This window comes from Chryseosolibacter indicum, from assembly GCF_018598585.1.
Taxonomy (GTDB): Bacteria; Bacteroidota; Bacteroidia; order Cytophagales; family Cyclobacteriaceae; genus Chryseosolibacter; species Chryseosolibacter indicus.
The window spans coordinates 1-4845 of the sequence record NZ_JAHESD010000121.1 but is presented as its reverse complement, the minus strand read 5'-3'; the positions used below and the strand labels follow the sequence as shown (position 1 = coordinate 4845).

At 43.6% G+C, this 4845-nt stretch carries 4 protein-coding genes; all 4 read right to left on the bottom strand.

Annotated features, from left to right (window positions below; all coding sequences use genetic code 11):
* The coding region (locus KK060_RS24475; protein ID WP_496196147.1) for a DUF8485 domain-containing protein at window positions 1–515 on the bottom strand (515 nt) is incomplete at its 3' end.
* Window positions 512–1465 (bottom strand): ROK family protein, encoded by a 954-nt coding sequence (locus tag KK060_RS24470; RefSeq protein ID WP_254157852.1) that lies wholly within the window; start codon window positions 1463–1465, stop codon window positions 512–514. The genes KK060_RS24475 and KK060_RS24470, both read right to left, overlap by 4 nt.
* A 23-nt stretch (window positions 1466–1488) precedes the next feature.
* Window positions 1489–2940, bottom strand: coding sequence for a sugar porter family MFS transporter (locus KK060_RS24465; RefSeq protein ID WP_302180165.1), 1452 nt, complete (start codon window positions 2938–2940; stop codon window positions 1489–1491).
* 316 nt (window positions 2941–3256) lie between these two features.
* Window positions 3257–4845: glycoside hydrolase family 92 protein (locus tag KK060_RS24460; protein ID WP_254157848.1), on the bottom strand; the 1589-nt coding region annotated here is incomplete at its 5' end.

Below are 4845 nucleotides of genomic sequence, written 5' to 3'. Positions count from 1 at the left end.
TTTTTTACTCCCAGGTTATTTACCTTACCTCTCCGCATGAGAAGTTGTATCTCCCAGCGCGCCATTTCCAGGTTTATCAATAGGTCACTTTGCGAAGCAACATACGCTGCACCTTCTCCATACACTACAACAACACCTTCGGTCGTACCTTCAATTTCCTTTCGAAGTGATGACAACTTTTCGTCATCGAAAAATCTCCCAATAGTAAGTCTCGTCATGAAGCCGAAGATCTGGTCGTCCGTAACATCTGGGTAAACCATAGCTTCGATACTTTTCGGTGCTTTAAACGCGGTTGTACTTCTTACAAAAAGATTGTAGTTCAGTTCTTTCCTCAGTATTGTTTCTACTTCTTCATATACACCTTGATAACAATCAATCACAACAACAACACGCTTCTTTCCTTTTGCCGCAATAGTACCATTGATTGTTGTAGCGATGCTACTCCAGCCTGTAATGCAGTCGTCATTGTTTTCACTAACTTTAATTGAAGGATATTTATCGAAATTTGATCTCATAGTATCGATGTAAGGGTTTTCTTACCCTGGATTAATAAATGGTACATTCCAAGCATCCCTGCGGTTTGCGGGTGCGCTGCGGCCACCAGTTCGGGAGGATTGTCTTTTACCCACGAATGCCTAGTAATCATCCAATGGATATACGGGAGTAAAATGTGATGGCTTTCCATGATACCCCCTCCAATCACAACCCGATCAGGGTCAAAAGCATGTATAAGATTTATAATACCCAACGACCATGTCTTCAGACATTTGTCTTGAACTTGTTGGGCTAATCTATCCCCGTTAGCAGCATGTGTGAATAAATGCTTGAAATCGATGTTCGATTCTTTAGACAACGAACTGTCAGTATAATCAGGAGCATTCTTCACTTGATCAGCGAGAGCCCATGTTGAGCCCTCCGTTTCCACACAACCTATATTACCACAGTTGCAGACTTTGCCATGAACATTAATCGTCATGTGCCCTCCCAGATTCCCTGCCGTAAAATTTCTTCCGGATAAAAGGCGACCATCAATCATTACAGCAGACCCCACTCCTGTTCCAAGCGTAATCAGCAACAGGTTATTAGATCCCCTTCCATTTCCAAACTGCCACTCTCCGATGAGTGCTGCTTTGGCATCATTCTCCAATGCTACAGGAATGTTCCATCGTTCGATGGCCCATCGTGAGAAATTGACACCCTGTGAATCAGGATACTTGACATATTTCGACAAGACCTTATAACGGGTGCTATCGATGATTCCTGGAAAGGCTATCCCGATTCCTGTAGGCTCTGCATTATTTTCGGCCAGCATTTCATCAACTTTGTCTGCGATTTCTGCTAGCCTTGCGATCAAATTTATATGGGACGAAGCTGCCAATGAAGATTGTGCTATAATAGCACCTTCACGAATCAAGCCAAGCTTGATCTTTGTTCCTCCCATGTCTATTCCAACTGCTACTTTCACGTTTCTGGTTTTGTATTTATTCACTATCGTTTCCAGCTCTGTTCGATTTCCTCAAGCGTACGCTGTTTGGTTTCAGGTGCTCTTTTCCAGACAAACCAGAGTAAAACAATGGCGTTCAGCATGAATATCCAGAAGGTAGACGCGCCACCTGCATTTTCCAGTAGCCATGGCGTAAATTGCGTAATTGCCAGTACACCAACCCATAGGATCACCGTGCAGAAAGACATGGCTATACCTCTTGTCCTTGTCGGGAAGATCTCAGAAATCAGTACCCAGGGAATAGGTCCCAGAGAAGAAGCAAAGAAGGCTATGTATGCAAGAATGAAAAGGATCAACCAGGGTCCACTCGTTAGATTATAATGAAAGCACACGCCTACTGCAAACAAGCACACGACCATCCCGGCTACACCCCATTGCAAAAGGGTTTTGCGTCCTGCACGGTCAATAAGCCAGAGTGCGACAAACGTGAAGAGTGTATTGATTGCACCGATCAGTACGGTCTGCAGCAAAGCAGAATCGGAAGCAAATCCTACACTTTTAAAAATTTCAGGAGCGTAATATATGATTGCGTTGATGCCGGTGATCTGAGAGAAGAGCGCCAATACAATGCCAATCACCAAAGCGGGTCTCAATCTTCTGCTGAAAAGATCTGAGAGCGTTCCTACTTCCTGACCAAGTGTTTCTTTTATCTCATTCAATACATTTTCTCCTTCGGCCGTGCCATTTACTTTTTCAAGTGTATCAAATGCCTCATCGTCTTTTCCTTTCTTCACCAGCCAGCGCGGACTTTCAGGCACGATGAACAGAAGTAAAAGAAATAACACGGCAGGAATTGTTCCTGAACCCAGCATGTAACGCCATCCTGTTTCTACGTTCCATGCTTCGTCTCCATAAGAAGCAATTAGCAAATTGACAAAGTAGATCAGGTTAATTCCGATAACAATCGCAAGTTGATACAAACTCACCAGTCTACCACGGCTGCGTGAGGGAGCAATCTCAGAGATGTATAAAGGCGACAACATGGAGGCTGCACCGATTCCAAGCCCTCCTATAAATCTTGCAATAAGAAACTGCGTAAGATTTGTGGGAATCATTGCACCCAGAGATGAAATAATGAAAAGGACTGCCGTGAGGATCAATACTTTTTTTCTTCCAAAACGATCGCTTAGGTATCCTGCCATCATTGCACCGAATGCACAACCCCAAATGGCACTGCTCGCCGCCCAACCCGTCATGATAGGCGACAGCTCAAATCGTTTCTGTAGATATCCTATAACGCCAGCAATCACAGCGGTGTCGTAACCAAACAATAATCCACCAAGGGCTGCTACGAGAGACACCTTCACTACAAAAGCTGATGAAGACGCTGAACTGGAACTTATTGCTATGCGCGATGTATTCATAATTTTATTTTCGTTTGTTACCGTCAATGGGTGTTTACCCAAAAATGATAGAGGGACATTTTGCCTGGGCATCTTATTTCTGATTCGCTATGTGAACAAAGTCTTATTTAATAAAGGATGTCCGTGCAGTGGGGCTGTCAACACTTGGATTGCTTTCAGCCCTCGCTGCAACGGAAAAACCTAACCCAAATTTGTCCTACGTCCTATTGTAATTACTATTCGAAAGTCTTACGTCTTCTTTTTTGCTAAAGATATATATGTTCAAACATATCACCAAACATCTTATATAAAATGCATGTCTATCCAAAAGCAAAACGCTTTTTTATTCATAAAAATGGCTTTCGTTTAAACTTATCTATATGTATGAACATAATAAAACACTCCAAAACTAATTCCTGTAATCATCTGTTGGCTTCTCTCCCATCTCCAGCACAAGTCTGCCGCCATTCAGTATGTCAGCCAGGTTAATAAATGGTTTACTGATCTTTTTACCATTCAATTTAAATGACTGTACATATCCATTTTTTTGACTATTGTTGAGGGTTTCAATCACAAACTCTTTCCCTTCTGCATAAGTTGGAGGTAGTTTAATTGTAACCTTATCAAACAACGGACTGCCTATTCCAAGTGTTGGTTTCAAGTCCGTTAGACCTTTCACATCAAACAGACCGATACTTGAGATAACGTACCATGCACCTAATTGTCCCTGATCTTCATCTTGACCGTATCCATAGCCATGAATTCCTGTGGTGCCGTAAAACTCATTGCATATAGCCCGCACCCACTTTTGTGTAAGTGAAGGTTTGCCAGAGAAATTGAACAGCCATGACGTATGAAGATTCGGTTGATTGCCATGATTGTAAAGGCCTGCGAGCCCGGAGAATGCATCAAGCGTAGTGCCACCACCAAACGCATTTTTTTGAGAGGTTGTAAAGATGCTGTCAAGGCGCATGTTAAAGTTGTCACGACCAATCTTCTTTACGAGCGCATCCGGATCATGCGGAACATAAAACGTATACTGCCATGCATTTCCTTCCTGGAATCCACGCCAGGGCTCACCAGGTTTAAAGTTATCGATGAACCGACCATCAGCGAGCTTTGGACGCACGAGCTTTAGTGTTGGATCGTAGAGATGCTCCCACCCCCGAGACAAACGCATCAGTTTTTCATAATCATCCTTTTTACCAAGCGCCTTTGCCCATTGCGCTACAGCATACGAACTGAAAGAATATTCAAGTGTATGTGAAGCAGAAAACTGCCACAGCTCTCCTCCGCCAACACCTTTGTCGAGGTGAGGGACATACCCGAATTTTACAAACTGCTCAACATCGAGCTTACCTGATCCATGCGGACGACCTTTTCCATTAAGCTCATTTTTGAGTGATGCTTCGTAAGCTTTGACTACATCAAAGTCACGAATGCCCGCCATATAAGCGCTTGCCATCACAAGACTGACGAAGTTAGTACCTACACCTGAAACGTACCGGCTATTGGCAATTCCATCTCCGAGCCAGCCGGCATCCTGGTAAACCAGTAACTGGCTTTTCACAAAGTCGGAATAATACTCTGGGTAGGCCAGCACCCACAGTTGTGTGAGATTCCAGAACGCGCCCCATATAGCATCAGTGTTGTAATGATTATGTACGGGTTTGCCTTTGGCATTCAATGGTATTTGTCCAACACCGCCTTTGTTCTTTGGATAAGCGCCATTGACATCGCTGGCAAGTCCGCGACCAAGCAAGGTATGATACAACCCGGTGTAAAATTTCACTTTGTCTTCGCGAACCTTTCCCTCTACAGCTATGCGGCCAAGGTAATTATTCCAGATAGTATGAGCTTTTGTCTTTGCCTGATCGAAGGTGAGATCTTTTGCCTCTGTCTGAAGATTAAGTCTTGCGTTTTCAATTGATGTAAAGGAAAAGCCTGCCTTGACTGTGATACTTTCCTGGTCATGTGTCTCGAAAGTTAGGTAGAGGC

Bases quoted from the DNA above. Each gene is read 5' to 3' on its own strand.
- KK060_RS24465 (WP_302180165.1), bottom strand. From the start codon at position 2,940: ATGCCCAGGCAAAATGTCCCTCTATCATTTTTGGGTAAACACCCATTG.